The organism is Arenibacter certesii DSM 19833, assembly GCF_000429545.1.
In the GTDB taxonomy this organism is placed as follows: Bacteria; Bacteroidota; Bacteroidia; order Flavobacteriales; family Flavobacteriaceae; genus Arenibacter; species Arenibacter certesii.
Genome location: NZ_AUCB01000043.1, coordinates 1 through 23163 on the forward strand (window position 1 = coordinate 1; position 23163 = coordinate 23163).

The window sequence follows — 23163 nt, forward strand, 5'->3', positions numbered from 1 at the left end:
TGCCTTTAGCTATTAAATTCCAATCTCTTTTTATGATCTTTCCCGTATCCATAAGAGTCCAGCGCCTACGCTTTATATGGAGCAGTACCGATTTACCTCTTAAGGGGAAGTCCTCAACTGTTATCTCTGGCAGGAAGCCTTTGGACTGGGCTATTTCTGATTGGTGCTCTTTGGGGAGCACGTTCTTTTCTTCTAAGTAAAAATGAATCTTACCTTCTGATGATTTATGGCCTACAATTTCAAAGTAATCCAAAACGCCTTCTGGCAATAAATACCGCACTAATTCTATATCCAAGATCTAATCTCTTTGTTGTCAAAGATAAAGATTCTCCCCAAGTTTTACACTTGACGCCCAGTATGCTTCAAATAAAATGACAAGCCTGTTAGGTTTAAGTTGTAAAACAACTCAAAGTATGAGCCGGAAAGGGAACTGTTGGGACAACGCCGTAGCTGAAAGTTTTTTTAAGACCATAAAATATGAATGTAACCATAGGCACAACTTTAAGACCTACTTACAAGCTTATCAAATTATTGGAAACTACGTAAATTGGTATAATAATGTTAGAATACATTCTGCCTTGGACTATAAAACACCGACAGAAAAGGAATTAGAACTAAAAATAAAAAACATGTATAATGTAGCATAAAAAATAGCACCAAAATTATTAGGTAGTCCAATTATTTCCGTTCACTTTAAATAGGTCTAAAGAATTTATTTCATAATCGATTTCTGAAGTGTTGGAGATTTCAAATTTGATATATAAATCAGTTTTATAATAGATGGTTTTGGTCATCTTCACCCTAATTCCTTTGCGATACTTAACTTGGTCAAAAGGTCTCGGGTTTTTCAGTAATTGTTTGCAGAGTTTGGAATAGTTTAATGCATAATCTCGAGAGGTAACGGTGTCTGTATCTGTAAAAGACACTTGTTGTTTTGACAATTTAATGGTGCCTGATTTTTGGTTTCGAATGCTTTCAGTGGCTGCGATAAAATAACTTAGTTTATTAAGTTTTTCAGAGTAACGAAGTAAATAGGAGTAAATCTCACCATTACTGGTGATTACTAAAAGATTGCTTTCCTCACTGGGTGTTGCTTAGAGTAATCCGAAACTTTGTTCTTTATCACGATTATAACTAAAAGCATAATTAGAGGATCCTGTAATTCCTTGTCGAATCGGGTCTGGAAAGAATAAAGAACTTAATTTTTGGTTATTCGCATAGATAGTGTCAATATTTCGAATGTTTTGTGCACCTATATAATATATGGAAGAATAAAAACAAAAAAATATGATTAACTTTCTCATGAATGTAAGTATTAATTGGTCTTTTTTCCTAATGTTAGTATACACTTCAAATTTTATCATCAGTAAATAGGTATTCGGTTTTACGAACTAGGTGTAATTCACCATTTTATATTTACTTGGTTAATTTCCTTAGACTACTATGCCTATTAGATAGGTGAAGATGCCTACTACTGCTCCTGCGATTAGAACAAATATTAATACCCGAGTAATACCTTTTTTTAGGTCAGAGTGTTCACCAAAAAAATGCCCTGCGTTAAACAAGAACCCGACTAGGAAGATTACCCCTAGAATAATCGGGAAGATGGTTCTAATGGTATCTGAAACATCGTTGACAGAGTCTTCTATTCCTCCGATTTGGGAATACGCTGGTAGAGTAGCCATAATTAGCAGTAAGATTGAATTTTTAAATTTTTTCATGGTATTGCTGATTTAGAAGCCCTCTAGGGGGATAGGGTAGGGCAGTTGTTTAATTCTTAGTAGGGAATGTCTAAAGGATTGATTAGAAAGATTAGAATCAGATAAATTTTAACATTCTTAAACGTTAAAATTTGAGGGATTATCGGTGAATTGAAGAAATTGGTGAATATGCTGTAACACGCACTAAATAATTGTTGGCTTATGAATCGATTTTTGACAGTTATGTTTTGTATTGGATTGACTTTTAATACCAATAGCATTAGTGCCCAAAAAAATAATAGTCTAAGAGTGGTTTTAGATCCTGGGCATGGAGGAGAAGATTCTGGCGCTATTGGTGTTATTGGTGTTAATGGAATATATGAGAAGGATATTGTCATTCAGGTTGCCAGGGAAGTAATTAGGCTGAATAAGGAACTCTACAATAATAGGTTGGAGATTTATTTGACCAGGTATACTGATACTTTTATTTCCTTGGCTGATCGCGCAAAATTGGTTAAATCGTTACTGGCGGATGTTTTAATATCATTGCATTGCAATGATTCACCTATAAAGGAATCCCAAGGCATAGAGGCATATATACAGGGGTCACAGAGTCACCGAAACTTAGAGTTAAGAAGAGAGTCCGAACATTTAGCGTAAACACTATTGTTCGAGTTTCAAAATTCTATGCGGTATAAAAGTAGGAGAGTGATGTATGATGACTTTCAGGTATTAAGGGAAGCTCAATTAACATGTCCAGGAGTATTATTAGAACTTGGTTTTATATCAAATGAGGAAGAAGCTAAGCATAGTAGTAGAAGAGAAAGTATAACTGGATTAGCTTTGGTTATTTTAATCTAACTCAACACATATTATAATAAAATATTTTAAAGAATAATAAGGGAGAGAAATTGGTTAAGCGACATTAATTATAAATTCACACCCATTGCTTTAATATTGGAACTTTAGCTAAAATGGTATGGGAAGTATGGGAAGATCGTCTAAATACTTGTGCAGGACATTCTTTGTTAAATGAAGGTAGTATACCGTTTATGGATTTAATACGGATACTTTACAACTTATTAAATATATAAAGAGGAAATTATAATTATTTACTAATTTGCTTAGCATCTTCGAGGATTTTTCTGTGCTAATTTACTGTTTGAATTGTCTTGGATTGATATTCCGATGGAGAAATCCCTTTTATCTGCTTAAATTGTTTGTAAAAATACGAAGGACTATTGTATCCACTTAAATATGCGCATTCGGTTATTGGAATCTTATCTTGGGAAATCAGTTTACAAGCATGGCCAATGCGTACTTCGTTTAAGAACATTGTAAAGGTTTTTTTTGTCCTATTTTTAAAATATCTACAAAATGCCGATTTATTCATGTTAATAACTGAAGATACAGTACTTAACTCTAAGTCTTCGGTGAAATTGTCCAAGACATAGGAGAAGACCTTGTTTATTTTTTCATCAGAGTTAATTAGAGTGTCAACAAAAACTGGACTAGCCAATAATATATAATCTTTTGCAAGCGCTGCATAATGGAGAAGATCTATAAACTTAATCAGTCTTTCCATTCCCTCATATTTTAAAAGTGCTTCTGTTTTTTTAGCGATAATCTTTCTATCTGCATTTTTAAATACAATTCCTCTTTTAGCAATTGTTGTAAGAGCTTTTATATGTTGGGTTTCGGAAAGGCTCATAAAATGATTACCTAGAAAGTCCAAAGAAAACTGAATTACAATGGCTTTACTACTCTTGGGAACGAGCTTTTCTTTTTCCATAATGCTGCTTTTCCATACGTGAGGGAGTTCAGCGCCAAGCAACACTACATCTCCATCTGTAAATGCATCAATTGAATCACCCATATATCTTATGCCATCACCTTTTTTAATATAAACTAGTTCCAGCATATTATGATAATGCCAATGATCGTCAAAATAGTCTCTAATATCTTCTCTGATATAGAAAGCTTGTTCAATCGGGTTGTTTAACTTATGGTAATTTGCTCTCATGTTTGTGAAATTGTAATAAAAGCAAATATAGAGAATGTTTTTGTTAATATAATATTCGGGAAATTTCGAAAATGCTACTAATTTGCCAAATTATTAAACCAACTAAATTTAAGTGAAAACATGCGGAAAATTATTAATTCAATTATTGTAGCACTATTCCTTCTATTTTGGAATTTAGGGGCTTCTCAAGAAATAGCGGTAAGTGGAACCGTTTTTTCAGTAGAAGATAAAATGCCTCTTCCCGGAGTGAGTATAGTGGTAAAGGGAACACAAAAAGGGGTAGTTTCGGACTTTGATGGGAATTTTTCTATTGATGCAAATCATGACGCTACCTTAGTATTTAGTTATTTAGGTTATAGTACAGTAGAGGTTGCTGTCAATTATCAAAAAACATTAGTAGTCAATTTAAATGAAAGTTCTGAAGCTTTAGATGAAGTGGTTGTGTTAGGATATGGAGCTCAGAAAAAAACAACACTTACCGCATCTGTTTCCTCAGTTAAAGGAGAAGAACTTGTTGATGCTCCGGTTGCATCTGTTGCAAACAATTTAGGAGGTAGGCTTTCTGGCTTGTTGGCTACCCAAAGTAGTGGTGAGCCGGGTTTCGATGAGACTACTTTTCGAGTGAGGGGTATTGGAACCATGGGGAATTCGGCTGCTTTAGTTATTATAGACGGATTCGAAAGGGATATTACCAGCATAAATTCGAGGGATATTGAAACAGTAACGGTACTTAAAGATGCAGCGTCAGTTGCTCCGTATGGTCTGAAAGGAGCCAATGGCGTTGTCCTCATTACTACAAAGCGTGGGCAGGAAGGTAAAGCTAGCATAGTCTATAACGGAAGTTATGGACTTCAATCCCCAACAAATCTCCCAAAACAAGTAAGTTCTTCAGAGTGGGCTAGTTTAAAGAATATAGCTTATGTCAATGATGGTGGAGATCCTAATAGTTTACCCTTTTCTGATCAAGATATTGCAAAATTTCAATCTGGAACTGATCACAATCGTTATCCTAATGAAGATGTTATTGATTTGTTAATAAAGCCTGCACCTATAACTTCCCATGGTGTAACCGTTACCGGAGGTGAAGGTAAATTTAAGTATTTTGCTTCTTTGGGTTATTTGGGTCAAGAAGGCGTTTGGGGAGATGCAACCAATTTTAATAGATATAATTTAACTTCAAATATTGACTATCAGTTATCTGAAAATACTAAATTTGGGATTGATGTATCGGCTTCTTTGAGGGATGTAAAAACTCCGTCCATAGGAGCAGGGCAAATTCTTTTTGGCTTTTGGCGATTAAATTCTACTAATCCTATATTCTTTAATAATGATCAAAATACACCTGCTGGATATTTTGAGCGCAATCCCTATTTAGATATTAATAAGAGTGGATATTTTAAAAGTGATGATTATCGATATGCTTTTACGATTCGTTTGGAGCAACAAATTAAATCAATACCTGGATTGATTCTTAAAGCTAATTTAGCAATAGATAAAAGAGATGTGTTAAGCAAGACTTGGCAAACACCATATACCTTTTATCAAATAAACAATGATGATTCTCTCTCTGCTTACACCGGTAATGTTCAGGCACCTGCTTTAACAGAGTCTTATGGGGGCTCTCGCCAAATAACTGGTCAATTAATAGCCGCATATAATAATAGCTGGGGAAAGCACGGACTAGATGCTCTTGCTGTTTTTGAGCCTCGGGATGGTACAAATGACCCCAATCAGCTAAATAAGTTTCTAACAGTTACTAGAACAAATTTTAATTTAAATTTGGACGAATTATCTACAAGCGGAAATTCTAATCCATCGGATCTGAGTGCAGGAGGAATTTCCAGAAATCAGAGGCAGTTGGGTTATGCATATAGGGTTACCTATGATTACTCTAAAAAATATATTCTGGAAGTAGGAGGTAGGTACGATGGACACTATTATTTTGCGCCGGGTAAACGTTTTTCTTTCTTTCCTAGTTTCTCAGCTGCATGGCGTATAAGTGATGAAGATTTCTTTAATACTGATGGTCTGATAAATAATATGAAAATGAGAGGGTCATGGGGTAAATCAGGTAATTTAGCCGGTAATCCGTTTCAATATCTAAGTCAGTTTGTTGTACGTAATAATTCATACGCTTTCAATAGTGGTTCGGTATCAAGTGTAGCCGAATCTTTAGATCCAAATCGAAGCATAACATGGGAAAAAGCAATCAAAAGTAATTTAGGGCTCGAAGTGGATTTATTTAATTCAGGATTAAGGATGGAGCTTGATTATTTTTATGAGAAAAGGTCTGATATGTTAATTGATGCAAATGTCGTTATTCCTAATGAATTTGGAATTGGAATTGGTCAAGAGAATAATGGAGTAATGGAAAATAAAGGATTTGATTTATCCGCAAGTTATAAGCATTATTTTTCTGATGAACTAAGCTTAGATGTTGGATTAAATTTTACGCATGCAAAGAATAAACTTCTGGAAATAGCTGAGAATGATGCTACACTTGATGATCCCTATAGAAGTAGAACAGGAAAGGCTTATGGAACTCGTTTTGGCCTCAAGTCATTGGGTTACTTCCAAGATGAGGATGAGATTGCAGCTACTCCTTATGCGGCTAATCTAGGAAATTTAAAACCGGGGGATATTAAATACTGGGATCGAAATGAGGATGGTGAAATTAATAACCTAGACAATATAGCTATCGGTAAATCTGCATTTCCTGAGACAACTTTTGGTTTCAATGTAGGCCTTAAATATAAAGATTTATCTTTAACCACTTTTTGGCAGGGATCTTTGGGTTCCGACACCTATTTAGGTGGTTGGGGGGCACAAGCTTTCGAGCAATCTAATGGTGTAGTTTTTGAAAATCACCTCGATTATTGGACGCCATCTAATCCCAATTCGGAATATCCACGTTTGACTTCCAATCCAGTGGGATATAATTATAGAGGCTCTTCGCACTGGATTCGTAATGGTGACTATTTAAGAATGAAAACGGTAACCTTAGGATATACATTCCAAGATATTCCTCAATTAAGCAGTATTCGTTTTTATCTATCAGGTCAAAATCTATTGACCTTTACCAAACTTAAAACTGACGTAGATCCTGAAAACCCAAATAATTATACCGGATATTGGCAGCAAAAAACGGTCACTTTTGGAGTAGATATTAACTTTTAATTAAAATAAAATGAAAGATACATTTATTTATATGTCCACATGGGTTATGGTTGCAATTATGCTAGTAAGCTGTAGTGAAGATTTTGTTGAGGTTCAACCTAAATCTTCTATAACTTCGGATGCAGTCTTCTCTTCTTATACCAATACTAATATTTTTCTTAATGAATTATATAGTGATATCCCGGTAGGTACTGAATGGTTTAGTGAAGATGCAAGGGCAAACTGGTCAGATGATAGTATGGCGACGTTCGGTTGGACTACTTCGCAAAATGAAATAGCTCGTAGAGACTATAGTACTTCTAATGCGCCAATAGGTAATGGAACGTGGAGATCACATTATGCATCTATAAGAAAGGCGAATATGATAATTAATAATGTAGAGGCTGCTCCAGAAGGAACTTATTCGATTGATGAAAAGAATCAACTTCAAGGTCAAGCAAAATTTCTGCGTGCTTTTTTCTATCTCCGACTTGTCAAGTATTTTGGAGGGGTGCCTCTAATCGATAAAGTTTTAAGTAGGGATTCAGAAGAGGGAATTACATTTCCTCGAAGTTCTTTTGAAGAAACTATAGATTTTATAGTTCAAGATTGCCGGGAAGCAGCAGACGTTCTTCCTGAGGTTTGGACAGGAGATAGGTCGACTAGAGCCTCCAAAGGTGCTGCATTAGCTCAAATGGCAGACGCTCAATTATTTTCAGAACGATGGAGTGACTGTGTAATTACTTGTGAGGAGATTTTCGCGTTGGACTATAGCCTTGTCGATGATTATTCGTCATTATTTAGACCTGAAACTGAAGATAATAGTGAGGTTATTTTTGATGTGGAGTTTAATGAATCTTATGCTCATGATAATGAGGTTTTTAATAGTCCACGAGTTGATCCAGTTACAGGGGTTGCTGCGGGATGGGGCCATTTGCTCCCTACTCAAGAATTAGTGGATTCTTATGAATTTAAAGATGGGTCATTAGGTAATGATGAAGATCATGCTAACGACCCATATACCAACCGTGATAATAGGTTTTATGCAACAATATTATATAATGGTTCGGATTGGAGAGGGGGTAAGATATGGACATTTTTCGATCCCACTGTACAGCAAGGATCTTTTAGTAATTCTTTCGATGATAACCATACACACCAAGGTACTTTAACAGGTTATTATTTTGCAAAACATTTAAATCCTAAAGTAGCTCCATCAGAAACCACATATTATGGGAAAAGTGTGGGAACTACAAATGCTATTGTTTATCGTTTTGGTGAAATTTTACTGATTTATGCTGAAGCTAAAAACGAACTTTCTGGGCCAGATGGTACTGTATATGATGCCGTGAATCAATTAAGAGCTCGCGGAGGATTACAACCATTATCAGGTTTGGACCAATCTACTATGCGTGAAAAAATCCGAAATGAACGCCGTGTGGAACTTGCTTTTGAAGGAGATAAGCGGTATTGGGATATTATTCGTTGGAGAATAGCGGGTACAGTTTTTAATAAATCCAAAGGTGGAATGCGTATTGTAGTTCAGCCTGATAGCTCGCTAGAATATAATAGAGTTGATGCCTTAAGGGGGGAAATGCGGTTTAACGAACCCCGTGATTACTTATTTCCGATACCACAAGAAGCTATAGAGGTAAATCCAAAATTGGAGCAAAATTCAGGTTGGTAATTTTAAACCGTTTTTTAACGTGTAGTTGAATTAAGTTTATTTCAACCCTATAACTTGAATAAATTTCTAGTTATAGGGTTTTATAATTTTTCCTGAAGTCAAATATGTATTTGGATAGTATTTAAGTTGTGTATTAGTTTAATTTGAGGTCTATTCTTGATAACGCGAATGTTATAGCAAAATAGGTGATTTTAGGAGCCTAAACCTACCTTAGCGTTGTAAGATTAATCTAGAAAAACATGTACAGCTTTTCCAGTTTATCGTTATAAGGTATGTAAATACTATCTATCTAATCTTGGACATTTATTAACTTTAAACACTTTTTAGCTACGTATAAATAAAAGTATCTTGATTATGGATAGAAGAAGTTTTAATAAATTATTGCCTTATACTCTAGGTGTAACAATGTTTCCCTTTTCGACAAATGCAGGCAATTTGAATCATTCGTTGGATAGTCACGGAATAATTGGACACGGAGATTTTCGATATAAAGTAGATACGCAATGGGGTGTGCAAGATTCTGGGAAAATACCTGTAAATGATTGTCATGAAATGGTACAGGATAAAAGGGGGAATTTAATTTTATTGACTAATGAAACGAAAAATAATGTATTAATTTATGATCGTTCGGGCAAAGTATTAAAAACATGGGGGACGGAATTTCCTGGTGCTCATGGACTTACTATTTCTCAGGAGGGAGAAGAAGAATTTCTGTTTATTACTGATCATGACCGCAATCAGGTTTTTAAAACAACACTAGATGGAAGAATTTTGATGACAATCAATTACCCACACGAGACTGGTAAATATGAGAAGAGAGAAAAATTTAGGCCTACTGAGATTGCTGTTGCTCCAAATGGAGATTTTTATATTGCAGATGGCTATGGTGAACAATATATTCTTCATTATGATTATAAAGGAACGCTTTTAAATATTTTTGGAGGCAGGGGAGATAGTGGACAGTTTTTCAACAATGCCCACGGGATTTGTTTAGATAATAGAAATAAAGATAATCCTACACTTTTGATTTCTGCTCGCGTACAGAATGCTTTAAAGCGGTTTACGCTGCAGGGTGATTATATTGAAACAATAAAGTTACCCGGTGCATTTATAAGTAGACCCGTGATAGATGAAGAGAATGTTTATACGGCAGTATTGGTTTCTAAAATGCCATGGAATTCTGAATCGGGATTTGTTTTAATTTTAGATAAGAATAATGAAGTGGTTTCGGCACCTGGAGGTGGACATCCGAGCTATGAAAATGGGAATTTAAATAAATTAGTTCAAAAAGGTAATACCTTTAAACACCCACATGATGTCTGCATTGATGCCGATAAGAATCTTTATATTCCTCAATGGTCTTCAGGAAAAACTTATCCGATAAAGCTCGAGCGTATTTAATATATAAATTCATGTTTTGGAGTATTAAGTGGAATCAGTATTTGGGACTAGATTTTTCGAATTGTCAGAACTTCAATAATATTTTTAGATGAAATTACCGTTATGAAACAGATAGAAAAAGCGTTGAAAATATTCACTTTTCTTTTCTCCTCAGTTATATTGTTTCAATGTAAGAAAGAAGAGACAAGTTTATTTAAGCAAATTCATTCTGATCAAACCAATATCTCATTTATTAATGAAGTCATTGAAACTGATGAACTTAATATAATGCAATATCAATATCTCTACAATGGAGGAGGTGTAGGAATAGGTGATTTTAACCAAGATGGATTAGCTGATATTTATGTTACAGGTAATACTGTAGAAAATAAACTTTATATTAATAAGGGAAATTTTATTTTCGAAGATGTTACTGCTGTGGCAGGGGTAGGAGGTAGACGAGGCTGGAAGACAGGAACTAGTATTGCAGATGTTAATGGTGATGGATTACTGGATATATATGTTTGTTATTCTGGGCTAGGAACAAATGACCTTAGGGCAAATCAGTTATTCATTAATAAAGGGAATAATAATGATGGGGTTCCAGTGTTTATAGATGAAGCGGTTGAATATGGGTTGGACGCCGAAGGAAGCTTTAGTACTCAAGCAGTTTTCTTTGATTATGATCTTGATGGAGATTTGGATATGTTTTTATTAAACCATGCAAACTCATATTATTCACCTTTCTTTAACAGTACTAAACTACGTAATACAAGGCATCCCTTTTTCGGAAATAGCCTATATCGTAATGATGACAATAATTTTGTTGAGGTTAGTGAAAGTGCCGGAATTTATGGAGGAGGATTAAACTTTGGTTTGGGAGTGGCAATAAGTGATTTTAATCAAGATGGTTTTCCTGATATTTATGTTTCTAATGATTATGAGGAGCAAGATTTTCTTTACCTAAATAATGGAGATGGAACATTTGTCGATGCTACTAAGATGGCATTTGGGCATATTTCTAAATTTTCAATGGGTAACGACGCAGCTGATATAAATAATGATGGGTTAGTTGATTTAATAACAATGGATATGCTTCCGGAGGATAATTATAGGCAAAAACTATTGAAGGGTCCTGATGAATATGTTCGTTATCAAATTGCTGTTGATAGTGGATATCACAAACAGCAGATGCGAAATATGCTACAGTTAAACCAAGGTATTGATCAGAATGGAGTGCCTAGATTCAGTGAAATTGGTCAACTTGCAGGTATATCAAATACGGATTGGAGTTGGGCATCTTTGATTGCGGATTTTGATAACGACGGTTTAAAAGACATTTTTGTTACCAATGGCTATCTAAGAGATTATACAAATATGGATTTTTTAAATTTTGAAGCCAATCAGGCAGTTCAAAATGCAAGAGCTCATGGTGTTGAATTGCTAAGTGATAAGGGTAAAAATAAATACGCCAAGGCTATTTATGAGCTGGTAAATAAAATACCTTCAACTAAAATTCCAAACTATATATTTAAGAATCAAGATAACTATACATTTAAAGATGTTACCAATAAATGGGGGCTTTCAATGCCTACGGTATCAACAGGCGCTGCATATGTTGATTTAGATAATGACGGGGATTTGGATTTAGTGATAAGTAATACCAATTCCCCTATTGGCGTATTCAAAAACACTGTAGATCAAGAAGAAAATAATTTTGTCAGGATTAAATTAAGAGGCAGTGCTAAAAATAGCTTTGCAATAGGCGCAAAGGTTTGGTTGTATACGGATTCTTTGGTTCAATTTCTCGAGAACTACACGGCTAGAGGTTATCAATCATCTGTTGATCCTATTCTCAATTTTGGCATAGGGAAATCTAATAAAGCAAATCTTAAAATTCAATGGCCAGATGGGAGTGTTACCGTTGAAGAAAACATAAAGTTAAATACGCTACTTGAATATGACCAAACAACATCTACTGCAATTAAACAGAGTAAAGATGATTCTTCTAGAAATAATATTTTCGAGGATTCAACGCAGCTATATGGACTTAATTTTGTCCATAAAGAGAACAATTATGTTGATTTTAATGTGGATCGCCTAGCTTTAAAACAAAGTTCTAGGTCTGGGCCCAAGATGTCCGTTGCAGACGTTAATGGGGACGGAATTGATGACGTATTTATCGGTGGGGCATATGGGCAAATGGATCAACTTTTTTTGTCAAAACCAGATGGATCTTATATTCCTTCCAATGATGAATGTTGGAAAATTAGTAAAGACTTTGAAACCACAGCTTCCGTATTCTTTGACGCAGATGGAGATGGGGATAAAGATTTATATGTTGTAAGCGGAGGAAGTGAAATTCCATTAGGTTCCCCTTATTTAAGAGACAGGCTTTATATCAATGATGGGAAAGGAAATTTTTATGCGGCACAGGAGAATGCTTTACCCCAAGCATTTTCAAACGGTAGCGTGGTTGCGGCTGGTGATTATGATGGGGATGGTAAAATAGATTTGTTTGTTGGTGGAGGAAGTGTGCCTGGGAATTATCCGAATAATGCACCAGGTGGAATTTTAAGAAATGAAACAGATAAATTAACAGGAGAAGTCAAATTTAGTCTAGCAACAAATGAGATAAACCCAGAACTAAGACGACCAGGGTTAATTACTGATGCAATTTGGGCAGATATAAATAATGATTCTTTGTTAGATCTTATATTGGTTGGAGAATGGATGCCAATCCGCGTTTTTATTAACGAAAAGGGAAAGTTGGTAGAAAAAACAAATGAACTAGGACTTTCCAAAACTAATGGATTATGGCAAAGTATTGAAGTTGCTGACATGGATGGAGATGGTGACTTGGATATAATAGTTGGGAATATGGGATTGAATCTACCTTTTCAAGTTTCAGAAGAAGAGCCGCTTGAGGCATATATTGGTGATTTTGGTGAACATGGAACACTAGCTTCAATTTACAGTAGTTATGTTCAAGGAAAGCGCTATCCCATTGCATCGTTAAGTGAGATGCACGATGCTTTTCCTAGATTAAGAAAGAAGTTTTTAAAGCATTCCCACTATGCCTCGGCAACTTTAGAGGATGTTTTTTCGCCTGATCAACTTAATAAGTCTACGCACTTGAGGGTTAATCAACTAGAAAGTGTTTATCTAGAAAATTTGAATAGTAGTTTTAATATTCATCTATTACCAATGAAGGCGCAATTCTCATCTACTCAGGGAATTATAGCTAAAGATTTTACGGGAGATGATATAAAAGATATTCTCTTAGTTGGTAATTTTTATCCATTCAGAGTGCAACATGGACCTATCGATGCTGGTAAAGGGCTATTGTTGGAAGGCGATGGGAAAGGTGACTTCAATGTATTTGAAAGAGATGAATTTGGTGTTTGGATTGAAGGGGATGTAAGGGATTTAAAATTAATGAATGGATATAATACAACGCATATCATTATATCCAAAAATAATGATAGCATACAATCTTTTAAGGTGGCTATACCAAATAAAGTTTATTCAGATTAAAGGGAATCTTTAAATATTTATTCAAGGCGAAATACTCCTATTCTTGCCTCATTACTAAATAGTTAATATTTGAATACTTATTTTGGTAATATGAATGTGGGTTTGTCCTGGATAAAATTGCATATGTGTAGCAAGGTATACCAGAACATAACCTAATAAAATAATAAAGATAATAATGTTTTGAAACAAACTTTATTCTGATTTTTAAGTTTTTAACTATCCATTACTCTATTAGAATCGTTACCCTTACCTGTATACCTAACGATAATTTTTGTTATTGATTTGAACATTTTATTTGTGTCTTATAAATTCAAAAAATGTAATTAATATAAATTTCTGACAAGTGACGTCAAATCAACTCTGTTTGTGCACTATATTATCAAAGATCGCTTCGAATTGATTTATCAGGCAAATATTGATGATGTTTTGGTCAATATATTGCAGCTTATATAGATTTTTAATGGATAATTTGCGTTAGCATTTAGTGCTATCAATACAGCTTTAAGATCTTGTTTGATATATAGGCATTTTGTTTCTAGGGTAATATCGATTTATTATTTGCATGTAATTCGAATTTTCTAAAATGATTTTTTTAAAGGGAAATTATAATCGATAAAATGTGCTCGGTAAATCGTAATATTTTAAATAAATAAGAGTGAAAAGAAGAATTATTACAACATCGTTTTTTGTCATTATAATTGGCATTGTAATTTTACTAGTTGACTATTTGAAACCTGATCCGTTAATAGATTTTAGCACCCAAGTAAAACCTATTCTCAATAAAAACTGTATCGCATGCCACGGTGGGGTAAAAAAAAGTGGTGGGTTTAGTCTATTGTTCGAGGAAGAGGCCTTTGCGGACACCGAGTCTGGCCATCCCGCGATTATTCCTGGTAATGCTGCCAAAAGCTCATTCATACAACTATTAAAGGAGGATGATCCTGAATTACGCATGCCTTACCAAAAGGCAAGGTTATCGGAAGAAGAAATAGAATTATTGACTCAATGGGTAAATCAAGGTGCCAAATGGGGCGAACATTGGGCTTACAGTCTTCCAGATAAAGTAAACATCCCTGAAACAGTACAGGTAGCTGGGATTTCTTCCGAGAACACCAAAGGTTTTATAAAAAATGAAATTGACTACTTTATACTAAGAGGGCTTGATAATAACGACTTGGAACCTAGCTCGCCTGCAGAGCCGAACGTAATTTCCAGAAGGCTTTCCATGGATATAACGGGGCTTCCTATAAATACGGATCTATACGAAAGTTTTAATTCTGGCAATATTTCTTATGAGAATATGGTAGACGATCTCTTGTCTAGAAATTCTTATGGGGAAAAGTGGGCAAGTTGGTGGCTAGATCACGCCCGTTATGCAGATTCTAAAGGGTATGAGAAGGACATGGGGAGATCCATGTGGGAATATCGGGATTGGGTAATAAGAGCATTAAATAAGGATATGCCATTTGATCAATTTACCGTTGAGCAACTTGCAGGGGATTTACTGCCAAACCCCTCGGTAGACCAACTTATCGCTACCGCTTTCCATAGAAACACTATGAACAACGATGAAGGCGGAACGGATGACGAAGAATTTAGGGTTGCCGCTGTTATTGATAGAGTTAATACCACTTTTGAAGTATGGCAAAGTACCACTATTGGATGCGTGCAATGTCATAGTCATACTTATGACCCCTTCAAGCATGAAGAGTTTTATAACCTGATGGCTTTCTTTAACAATACAAGGGATGAGGATACTACTGGAGATGAACCCAATCTAAAATTTTATGACAAAGAGCAGGAAATCAAATTATCTAAGGTTTATGATTGGATATTAAAGAATAATAATAAAGAGGTTGCTGAGGCTTACAATAATTTCATGAAATATTTAGAGCCTGTATACCATGCCCATTTAGCGGAGAATTATACGAATGGTAGTCTTGCGGGCTCCCAGTCCATTGGACTTCGCGACAACGGTTCATGTTATATAAAAGATGTTTATACACAGGGTGCAAACTATATTTATCTAAGATATTCTTCCGGAGTGGATGCTAGCACAATAACAATACGAAAGGATAATCCTGAGGGAGAAATTCTGGCAAGATTTAAGACTAATAAAACCCAAGGAAGGGTTATCCATAAATTTCCATTTAAGAAAATAAATGAGAAAACGACTTTATATATAGAGGCGGAGAACCCTACGATCTCAGCTAAAACCCCTACAAGTTATATTTCATGGATTGCCTTTCTTCCTGAGGTTAAAGGAAGTGAATCTCCAGGTTATTCTGAAATTGATAAGGAGTTTATGGAACTGATAAACACCAAAACTCCTACTTTACCAATTTTAGTGGAAAATCCTGATTTTCAAAAAAGAACTACTCGATTTTTTGAAAGGGGAAGTTGGCTAAGCCAAACAGATACCATAGAACCGGGTACTCCTCATGTGTTGAATGATTGGAAGAGTGAATGGCCAAAAAATAGGTTGGGATTATCTAAATGGCTTGTTAGCAAGGAAAATCCGCTTACTGCAAGAACCTTGGTAAATAGAGTGTGGCATCAGCTATTTGGAAGAGGCATTGTAGCATCCTTGGAGGACATGGGATCCCAATCGGATGCACCTTCCCATCCTGAATTATTGGATTGGTTAGCTTTAAGATTTATGAATGAGCACGAATGGAGTATCAAATCTTTAGTTAAAGAAATTGTGATGTCTGGGACCTATCGTCAAAGTTCTATGAACAACGCGATTTTATATCAAAAGGACCCTGAAAACAAACTGTATGCCCGAGGACCAAGGACAAGGTTGTCTGCGGAACAGATTCGAGACCAGGCCTTGGCGGTATCAGGATTATTGAGTGACAAGATGTATGGTCCGAGTGTTATGCCTCCCCAACCAGAGGGTGTTTGGCAAACTGTTTACAGCGGGGAATATTGGGTGGAAAGTAAGGGGGAGGATAAATACCGAAGAGCTGTATATACCTATTTAAAACGAACAAGCCCCTATCCTTCTATTGTTACATTTGATGGGAGTAGCCGTGAAGTATCTACAGTTAGAAGGACAGTGACTAATACCCCTTTACAAGCTTTGGTTACACTTAATGATCCGGTATATTTGGAAGCTGCATATTTTTTGGCAAAATATATGACGAAGTTTGATGATCCGGATAATGCCATTGCTTCAGGCTATTATAAGGCCTTAATGAGCGAAATTGATAAAAATAAACTAATTTCCTTAAAAACACTCTATACAAATTCAATCATTGAATTTGAACAGCAAGCCGAATCTATAAGGGAGTTTCTACCCGTTGAATCGGAGGTTGATGCCAATTTAGCAGCACTAACCGTTGTGGCTAATGCCATAATGAATTTAGATGAATTTTTAACAAAATCATAGCAATGAACAGTTTAGACCGACTTATAAAAGAAAAGATAGAAAGAGATTTAGAAGCCAAAACTAGGAGGCATTTTATAAAGACTTGTGTTACTGGAATGGGCGGGGTGGCCTTAGGATCCTTATTTATGTCCTGTGGTTCTTTTGGAAGTAACAAAGGGAATGGAAAGATACCTCTTAGCGATAGGGATGTCAATCCAATGGCTTCCTTGGCACCTCCCTACCCGGCGAAGGTTAAATCAGTGATCTATCTCCATATGGCGGGAGCACCATCGCAACTTGAAATGTTTGATTATAAGCCTGCACTTCAAAAATTAGATGGTCAATTAACCCCTCAATCTCTACTAGAGGGAAAAAAATTCGCATTTATCAAGGGAACACCAAAATTATTGGGTCCCCAAGCTAAATTTAAGCAAGAAGGTGAGTCTGGGAATTGGGTATCAAATTTTTTACCTCATTTTTCAAAGGTGGTCGATGAGGTAGCCTTTTTAAAAGCAGTGAATACTGATCAATTTAATCATGGTCCAGCCCAGTTATTTATGCAAACTGGAAGCCCAAGATTAGGCAGACCAAGTATAGGTTCTTGGGTTACGTATGGTCTAGGATCAGAAAATCAGAACTTACCAGGATTTGTGGTATTGACTTCTGGGGGAAAAACTCCAGATGCTGGAAAAAGTATATGGGGAAGTGGTTTCTTGCCTTCGGTATACCAAGGAGTTCAATGCCGATCCAAGGGAGATCCTGTTTTATATATAGATGATCCAAAGGGAATATCTAGGAACCTTAAACAAAGTACTATTGAAGCTATCAATCAGATTAATAAGGAGGAATTCAATAAATATTCTGATCCTGAGATTTTAACAAGAATCAATCAATATGAAATGGCATATAGAATGCAAACCGCAGTTCCGGAATTAATGAACATTAATGACGAACCAGAACATATAAAGGAAATGTACGGAGTAAAACCAGGAAAAGAATCTTTTGCTAATAATTGCTTGTTGGCTAGAAAATTGGTAGAGGATGGAGTTCGTTTTGTACAATTATATGATTGGGGTTGGGATAGCCATGGTGATAGCCATGCTAATGCAATTGATTTAGGTCTTAGAAATAAATGTACGGAAATAGATAGGCCAATGTCTGCGTTGCTTTTAGATCTTAAGCAAAGGGGGTTGTTGGAGGAGACTCTAGTAGTTTGGGGCGGTGAATTTGGTAGAACGCCCATGCAGGAAAATAGAGAAGGCCAAGAAATGGCTTTTAAAGGAAGAGATCACCACGGAGACGCCTTTACTATGTGGATGGCAGGTGGCGGTATTAAAAAAGGTGCTAGTTTTGGTGTTACCGATGAAATAGGGTATTCTGCGATAGAAGGAAAAGTCTCCGTACATGATGTGCATGCAACGATATTGCACCTTCTTGGATTTAATCATGAGCAATTCACATTCGATTTCCAAGGAAGACCATTCCGCCTAACAGATGTTGAAGGACATGTTATTAAAGAGATTCTGGCATAGAAAAATAACAGAACCAATCCAAAATTTAACTTATGAGATCACTTCCGTCACTATTTTTGATCATATTCGGAGCAATCTTTCTCTCCCATGGCCAGGAAAAATTATTATTTTTTCAAACTGATTGGGGTAACCAAATCTCAATAGACGAATTTTGTGAGCGTGCAAAGTCATCAGGCTATGATGGTATAGAGACTTGGTTTCCATGGGACGTTAAAAAGCAAGAGGAGTTAAAGTCTGCTTTGAAGAAACATGATTTATTGGTAATTTTTCTTCATGGAACAAACAAGGGGCTACCGTTTAAGCAAGGTTTGAAAAAATTTAAAGAAGAATTAAATACCATTTTGGAATGGAAGACCATTTTGGTCAATTGTCATACTGCAAGTGATTTTTATTCAAAAAAACAGAATAGCGATATTATTAACGCGGCGAATCGCTTAAGTGTTGAACATAACGTTCCGGTCTATCATGAGACGCATAGGGGACGGTTTAGTTATAGTTTGCCAGAGACAAATCTATATCTATCCTCCATACCAGAATTAAAACTTACCTTGGATATCAGCCATTGGATGGTAGTTCATGAGTCCCTATTAGAAGGGAAGGATCATTTACTCAAGACCGTGAAGAATAGATCTAACCATATCCATGCTAGTGTTGGCCACGCGGAAGGCCCCCAAGTTAATGATCCCAAAGCTCCAGAATGGGAACGGGCAATGGAAAGGCATTTGGAAATATGGGAGGAGGTAATTAAAAAGGGATGGGAGAAGCATCAAGGTGTGTTTACGGTAACGACTGAGTTTGGCCCTGCAGATTATATGCCTACCCTGCCGTATACAAAAGCTCCTTTATCGGATCAATGGCGGGCCAATGTTTTTATTATGGAAAGTTTAAAAGAACGATTAAAACTTAACAAATAGTACATAAATGGAGGTTATTCAGCAACTATTGGGGCGCTTGCATCCCATTGTAGTCCACTTGCCCATCGGTTTTATAGTTACAGGGCTTTTGCTTCAATGGTTTGACCGAAAAAATAATGAATGGGGCAAAATCATCGCCATAATATTTCAGTGGGGATTTATATCGGCAGCTTTAGCCTGTATAAGTGGTTATTTATTATACATCGGAGAAGGGTATTCCTTTGATACGGTAAAGTTTCATTTATGGCTAGGGGTAGCCACTGCCGTTTTTTCCTTACTGATGTTCTTGCGACTAGTAAATCCCTCGAAAGTCGATTTCTTAAAACGATTACCAGTAGTGTTAATATCATTTTCTTTATTTTTTATAATATCAATAACCGGACATTTAGGTGGTAATATTACTCATGGTTCCGATTACTTGATAGAGCCTTTACCAACCAGTATAAAATCCTTTTTGGGGATAGGGCCAGAAAATCATGAAATTCCAATTCTTGATGAAAAGAATTGGGAAGATGCTGTTCTCTATGCAGATCTTGTACAACCTATATTGAATACTAAATGTGTTAGCTGTCACAATTCAAAAAAAGACAGAGGCGATTTGCAATTACACGAAGGACAGGGAATCCTTAACGGTGGCGAAAACGGTCTGGTAATAGAGGCCAATGATCCCGAAAACAGTTCTTTGTACGCTAGGCTGGTATTACCACTAGATCATGATGACCATATGCCTCCTAAAGATAAGACACAACTATCCAAAGATGAGATAAATATTATAAAAATTTGGATTGCCAATAGCAACTCGTTTGATAAAAAAATTGGAGAACTTGGATTAAAAAAGGAATTATTTACCGCTTTTTTCCAAAAAACTAATGAGAGTATTTATCCTGAAATAGAAGTTGCTTCGGCATCAATAGATAGTATAGAAGTATTAAAGGCCAGAGGACTCCATGTTGAACCATTAAGTGACGGGAATAATTTCCTCAAAGTTTCCTGTATAAATAGTCCAAAATTTAGTGATAATGATGTTAGGTTGCTCTCACCAATATTTGATCAAACGGTACATTTAGATCTAGGCAAAACGGAGATCACAGATGAAGTTTTTGAACTTCTTTCGCAATTTTCAAACCTGACAGTTCTCAAACTAAACAATACAACAATAACGGGAAAAAATATTGAAAAGCTTAAAGGTCTTGAGCACTTAAAAATTTTAAACTTGACCCATACGAATTTTGATGAAGAGCAATTTTCCATCCTATCGAGCTTAGATCAATTGCAGACGGTTTATATGTATAACACATCCATATCAAAAAACGCTAAAGACAAAATCATAGGAACAACAGAGTATAACTTTGGGGGATATGAACTTCCAATTAGTGCTACTGATTCTATAGTATATTAAAATTGGATTCTTTTATAATTTTATTTTGTGAGGTATTAGGGGTTTTGGAATTCAAAACAGGAAAAATTTAGTTGTGAAAATTTAAATTGGTTAAGACATTTTAAAGAAGAGTGATAATACGGAAAGGGATACATTTGAGTTCTTTTTGTAAAAGAGTCCTAAAGTTTTAATAAGGTTGGTTAATGACTCTATCTGAATTAGATTTTTATGTTTTTATCGGATATTTTTCATTTGTTCTAATAATTGGCTTTGGAATAACCTTCTTTATTAAAAAAAAGCAATCATCGAAAGATTATTTTTTTGCTGGAAACAGTTTGCCTTGGTGGGTCATTGGATCGTCTATTATCGCGGCTAATATTTCTGCAGAACAGTTTATTGGAATGACAGGATCAGGTTATGTTGTGGGATTGGGGATTGCGGCATATGAATGGTTAGGGGCGATAGGCTTACTGTTAGTTGCGAAATATTTTTTACCAATTTATTTACAGAATGGAATTTATACAATGCCAGGATTCTTGGAAAAACGTTATGATTCTAGGCTAAGAAGTTGTTTAGCTGTTTTTTGGTTATTGGTATATTGGTTTGTAAATTTATCTTCCGTCCTTTATTTAGGTGCTTTGGTACTAAAGGGATTCTTGGGATTAAGCTTTTTACATTGGATTTTAATTTTAGCAGTTTTATCGGGTCTCTATTCCGTAGTTGGCGGATTAAAAGCAGTGGCTTATACCGATGTTGTACAAGTTATCTTTTTGATATTAGGAGGTTTAACAACTACTTATTTCGTTTTACAGGCAATAAGTAACTCTAATGATATTTTTCTTGGACTAGAATTGCTAATTGAAAAAACTCCAGAGAAATTTGATCTAATTCTTGATAAATCTAACCCAAATTATAAATATCTACCTGGTTTTAGTGTGATCCTTGGAGGGTTATGGGTCGCTAATATTGCTTATTTTGGTTGTAACCAATATATTATACAACGGTCGCTAGCTGCCAAAAATATTAGAGAAGCACAACATGGGATGGCTTTTGCTGCTTTTTTAAAAATATTTATACCTCTCATAGTGGTTTTACCAGGTATAGCTGCATTTGCTCTGAATGCAGAAATAGGAAAACCAGATGAGGCTTATCCCTGGTTATTGAGCAACTATGTTCCTTCGGGATTTAAAGGCCTGGCTTTTGCAGCGCTTGTAGCAGCTATTGTATCTTCTCTTAGCTCCATGGTAACAAGTGCATCGACCATATTTACTTTCGATATTTTTCAACCGATTTTTAATAGTGAAATCAGTGATAGTAAATTGGTAGTTACGGGTCGGATTATAGGTGTAATCTCACTAGTTATTGCTGTCATAGTTGCGCCTATGTTGACTACCCTTGATCAGGCTTTCCAATATATTCAAGATTTTACAGGAATGGTAACGCCTGGTATTGTAGTAGTGTTTTTATTTGGATTATTTTGGAAAAAGGCGAATGCTACTGCCGCTTTATGGACGATTATTTTGACCATACCAGTATCTATTACCTTAGATCTGCTAATCAATGAGTTGCCTTTTTTAGATCGGATGGGTTTTGCTTTTTTAACTCTTTCATTCATCTTAATCTGTATCTCAATTTTACATAAAGAGGATTGTAATGATTTAATAAAAATTGACCGAGGAATGTATAAGACGAGCCTCTTATTTAATGTTTCAGTCTTGTTTATAAGTGGTGTTCTTGGTGTGATTTACTATAATTTTTGGTAATCTTTCAAACAAATACATATGAAGAAATTTTGGAAAAACGACGAGGACTTATTTAAACATGCAAGGAAGGAACTTTTCACCGCAGTCATTGGCGACGCTATGGATAAAATGAAATTGTTCCATCAATTTTTACCTCCAAGAATACAGCCGCTTAAAAATGACATGTTTTTGATAGGCAGGGCAATGCCAGTTTTGGAAGCAGATACATTTGAAGAATTAAGTATAGGGGGGCAAAATAAATTAATGGCTAAACCCTTTGGGCTAATGTTGGAAGCTTTGGACGATTTAAAAAAGAATGAAGTTTATATTTGTACGGGATCTTCTCCTAGATATGCCTTAATAGGGGAACTAATGATGACTAGAGCAATGAAGCTGGGTGCTGCAGGAGCCGTTGCCAACGGATATTCCAGAGATACTTTTGGTCTATTGGATTTAGGGTTTCCTGTATTCTCTTATGGTAATTATGCTCAAGATCAGGGACCTCGTGGCAAAGTCATAGACTTTAGAGTTCCTATAGAAATCGAGGGCGTTCGTATTAGCCCAGGCGATATTATAGTAGGGGATGTAGATGGTGTATGTGTAGTGCCAAAGGTCTTTGAAGATAAGATTTTTCTTAGGGCTTTTGAAAAGGCCAGAGAAGAAAAAACAGTATTAAAAGCTATTCAAGATGGAATGAGCGCTGTAGAGGCGTGGGAGAAATACCAAATTATGTAAATTATT

At 35.6% G+C, this 23163-nt stretch carries 13 protein-coding genes and 3 pseudogenes; 12 read left to right on the forward strand and 4 right to left on the reverse strand.

The window, feature by feature from the left end:
• Positions 1 to 295 (reverse strand): ISAon1 family transposase N-terminal region protein (locus G466_RS0116785; protein WP_026814684.1); only part of this gene is annotated, 295 nt, incomplete at its 3' end.
• Positions 296 to 353: 58 nt separating this feature from the next.
• Between G466_RS0116785 and G466_RS22415 the strand changes: the two are divergent.
• Positions 354 to 647 (forward strand): annotated as a pseudogene (locus G466_RS22415) (transposase); the annotation flags it as partial.
• Between the two features lie 18 nt (positions 648 to 665).
• Here the strand turns inward: G466_RS22415 and G466_RS23620 are convergent.
• A pseudogene (locus tag G466_RS23620) lies at positions 666 to 1070 on the reverse strand (DUF4138 domain-containing protein); the annotation flags it as partial.
• Between the two features lie 363 nt (positions 1071 to 1433).
• Positions 1434 to 1721 (reverse strand): hypothetical protein, encoded by a 288-nt coding sequence (locus tag G466_RS0116805; protein ID WP_026814688.1) that lies wholly within the window; start codon positions 1719 to 1721, stop codon positions 1434 to 1436.
• Positions 1722 to 1943: 222 nt separating this feature from the next.
• Here G466_RS0116805 and G466_RS22425 point away from each other — a divergent pair.
• Positions 1944 to 2561 (forward strand): annotated as a pseudogene (locus G466_RS22425) (N-acetylmuramoyl-L-alanine amidase family protein).
• Between the two features lie 289 nt (positions 2562 to 2850).
• On the opposite strand, the gene G466_RS0116815 reads toward G466_RS22425, so the two are convergent.
• On the reverse strand, positions 2851 to 3723 hold the full coding sequence (locus G466_RS0116815) for an AraC family transcriptional regulator (protein WP_026814689.1): 873 nt from the start codon (positions 3721 to 3723) through the stop codon (positions 2851 to 2853).
• A 120-nt stretch (positions 3724 to 3843) separates the two neighbouring features.
• Here G466_RS0116815 and G466_RS0116820 point away from each other — a divergent pair, with 120 nt between their 5' ends.
• The 10 genes from G466_RS0116820 (at position 3844) to G466_RS0116865 (ending at position 23157) form a co-directional block, all read left to right on the forward strand.
• Positions 3844 to 6900 carry a SusC/RagA family TonB-linked outer membrane protein gene (locus G466_RS0116820; RefSeq protein WP_026814690.1) on the forward strand — a complete coding sequence of 1019 codons (3057 nt, stop codon included), beginning with the start codon at positions 3844 to 3846 and terminating at the stop codon, positions 6898 to 6900.
• A 10-nt stretch (positions 6901 to 6910) separates the two neighbouring features.
• Entirely contained in the window at positions 6911 to 8566 is a 1656-nt protein-coding gene (locus tag G466_RS0116825) for a RagB/SusD family nutrient uptake outer membrane protein (protein ID WP_026814691.1), read from the forward strand.
• Positions 8567 to 8920: 354 nt separating this feature from the next.
• A complete protein-coding gene (locus G466_RS0116830; RefSeq protein ID WP_026814692.1) occupies positions 8921 to 9967 on the forward strand; it encodes an NHL repeat-containing protein in 1047 nt (348 codons plus the stop codon).
• A gap of 102 nt (positions 9968 to 10069) precedes the next feature.
• Entirely contained in the window at positions 10070 to 13483 is a 3414-nt protein-coding gene (locus G466_RS22430; protein ID WP_051315735.1) for a VCBS repeat-containing protein, read from the forward strand.
• A 655-nt stretch (positions 13484 to 14138) separates the two neighbouring features.
• Entirely contained in the window at positions 14139 to 16877 is a 2739-nt protein-coding gene (locus G466_RS0116840) for a DUF1553 domain-containing protein (RefSeq protein ID WP_229797255.1), read from the forward strand.
• 2 nt (positions 16878 to 16879) lie between these two features.
• Positions 16880 to 18388, forward strand: a complete 1509-nt coding sequence (locus G466_RS0116845; protein ID WP_026814694.1) for a DUF1501 domain-containing protein — start codon at positions 16880 to 16882, stop codon at positions 18386 to 18388.
• A gap of 32 nt (positions 18389 to 18420) precedes the next feature.
• Entirely contained in the window at positions 18421 to 19302 is an 882-nt protein-coding gene (locus G466_RS0116850; protein WP_026814695.1) for a sugar phosphate isomerase/epimerase family protein, read from the forward strand.
• A gap of 7 nt (positions 19303 to 19309) precedes the next feature.
• Positions 19310 to 20701, forward strand: coding sequence for a c-type cytochrome domain-containing protein (locus G466_RS0116855; RefSeq protein WP_026814696.1), 1392 nt, complete (start codon positions 19310 to 19312; stop codon positions 20699 to 20701).
• Between the two features lie 182 nt (positions 20702 to 20883).
• Positions 20884 to 22443: a sodium:solute symporter family transporter gene (locus tag G466_RS0116860; RefSeq protein WP_026814697.1), complete on the forward strand. Its 1560-nt coding sequence runs from the start codon at positions 20884 to 20886 to the stop codon at positions 22441 to 22443.
• Positions 22444 to 22461: 18 nt separating this feature from the next.
• A complete protein-coding gene (locus G466_RS0116865) occupies positions 22462 to 23157 on the forward strand; it encodes an RraA family protein (RefSeq protein WP_026814698.1) in 696 nt (231 codons plus the stop codon).
• The last annotated feature ends 6 nt before the right edge of the window (positions 23158 to 23163 follow it).